Raw genomic sequence first — 2,569 nt, forward strand, 5'->3', positions numbered from 1 at the left:
AACTCTGCTCGTGCGGTGACTCAGATTGCGAATAATGCTGTCACTTATGCGTTGCAAAGTGATGGTGATGATGCATCTCGTACGCAGAAGTCTACTGATAAAGATGGTGCTGTTGCTGGTTCTCCAGATGGTGTAAATGTTGATGCTGGTCGTTCTGTGCAGGAAATGTTTACTAGCACGGATCTTACTGGTGCAACCTTTAAACTGACTGATCCTGTATCTGGTGCGAAGGTTGATTCTTATACTGTTGATGGTAAAGGTACCTATACGATTGCGCCTGATGGTGTGATTACTTTTGTGGCAGATAAGAATTATGCTGGTGTTGCTCCTGAAGCTGTTGCGGTTGTGACGACTGCAGCTGGTGAGACTGCGACGGCTAAGTATCAGCCTGTTGTGGTTCCAGTGGTGAAGGATCTGAGTGGTTTTGGTACGGTTGATCGTGCTGCTGTGACGGTGCCGTTGGATGCTGCTAATAAGGAGATTGATCCTGCGACTGTGAAGTTTGCGGATGCTGATCAGCCTGCTGGTGCGACTGTTTCTGAGGATGGTCGTACGTTAACGGTTCCTAATGAGGGTACGTGGACGGTTGATCCTGCTACTGGTGCAATGACGTTTACTCCGTTGGATTCTTTTGCTGGTGATCCGACTCCTGTGAAGTATGTTGGTGCTGCGAAAGATGCGTTGGCTGATGGTACGAAGGTTTCAACGATTAAGCCTGGTACTGTTACTGTGACGTATCCTGCTGCGTTGCCGAAGGTTGAAGAGTTTGCGGTTCCTGGTGAGCCAATTACTGGTGTTGAGGTTCCGGGTCTTTCTGACAAGGTTGATCCAAATAGTGTTCGTTTGGGTGATAATCCGGATGCTCCTTTGACTCCTCTTGTGGTTCCTGGTGAGGGTACTTGGACGCTTGAGGTTGTTGATGGTAAGCCTGTGTTGAAGTTTGAGCCTGCGCCAGGCTTTAAGGGTGTGCCTTCTCCTGTGCCTTTGGTGGCGAAGGATAAGAATGGTCAGCCTGCGACTGCTGGTAGTGTCACTATTTTCCCTGTGTTGACTTCGGTTGATGATAAGGGTAAGACTCAGACGTCTACGGATGATGGTGCTGGTGATAAGACGCTTCCGATTGAGGATCAGTTCCCTGCGGTGAAGGGTAAGACTTTTACTGCTGCGTTTGAAGATGGTCAGACTACGAAGACCACTCCTGAGGGTGTGTTTACGGTTGATCCTGCTACGGGTGTTGTGACGTTTGAGCCTGCGGCTGATTTTGTTGGTACTGCTCAGCCTGTCACGGTTGTTGCGACTGCTGATGATGGTACGAAGGCGAAGGCTAAGTACACGCCGACTGTTGTGCCACCACTTGCTCCTGGTGAGGAGTTTGGTGTTCCTGGTGCGCCTGTTGATGTTGCTTTGCCTGCGTTGCCTGAGGCTGTGGATCCTGATTCGGTTGGTTTCATCAATCCTGATGATCCAAATGGTGATCCGGTGAAGGAGCTGAAGGTTCCTGGTGAGGGTACTTGGACGATTGAGAATAACGTTGCGAAGTTTGTGCCTGAGCCTACGTTTAAGAAGGTTCCTACTCCTGTAGTTGTTGGTGGTAAGACGAAGGATGGTAATAAGGTTACGCCTTCGACTGTGTCTGTTTTCCCATTGTTGACTTCGGTTGATGATAAGGGTAAGACTCAGACGTCTACGGATGATGGTGCTGGTGATAAGACGCTTCCGATTGAGGATCAGTTCCCTGCGGTGAAGGGTAAGACTTTTACTGCTGCGTTTGAAGATGGTCAGACTACGAAGACCACTCCTGAGGGTGTGTTTACGGTTGATCCTGCTACGGGTGTTGTGACGTTTGAGCCTGCGGCTGATTTTGTTGGTACTGCTCAGCCTGTCACGGTTGTTGCGACTGCTGATGATGGTACGAAGGCGAAGGCTAAGTACACGCCTGTAGTGATTGAGCCTGCTGTACCTGCGAAGACGTATGGACCGAAGGATACGGTACAGAAGTCGTCTGATAAGGATGCTGCTGCTGATGGTCTTCCTGCAGATGAAGGTAAGACTGTTGATGAGATGTTCCCTGGTCTTGTCGATAAGCAAAAGACCATTGCGCTTGGCAGTGTTGAAAAAGATGGTGTGACGATTGCGCCTGAAAATGGTGTGTTGACCGTTCCTGGTGTTGGTGCTTATAAGGTTGAGGATAATGTAGTTGTCTTTGATCCTGAGGCTGAGTTTGCAGGTGTTGCTCCTGCTGTGCCGGTTGTGGCAACCACTGAGGATGGTTATACCCAAACTGCTACGTATACTGCTGTGGTAGCTGCGGCTATTCCTTCGCAGGAAAAGACTGGTGAGCCTGGCGAGCCTGTGACTACGGATGATCCTTTCAAGGATATTCCTGGTGTGGTTCCTGAGAGCATTGGTTTTGTTGATCCGAAGGATCCAACTGGTGATCCGAAGAAGGAGCTGAAGGTTCCTGGTGAGGGTGTTTGGACGATTGATCCTGACGGCAAGGTAACCTTTACTCCTGAGGATGGTTTCACTAAGACTCCTACTCCAGTAAATGTTGGTGGTAAGGGCGAAG

Annotated in this window: 1 pseudogene; it reads left to right on the forward strand. The window is 49.6% G+C overall.

Features of this window, described 5'->3' with window-relative positions:
* Positions 1 to 2,569: pseudogene (locus NXS99_RS09135) on the forward strand (hypothetical protein); the annotation flags it as partial.

Origin of the sequence: Corynebacterium sp. HS2168-gen11 (assembly GCF_024834075.1) — a bacterium.
GTDB lineage: Bacteria > Actinomycetota > Actinomycetes > Mycobacteriales > Mycobacteriaceae > Corynebacterium.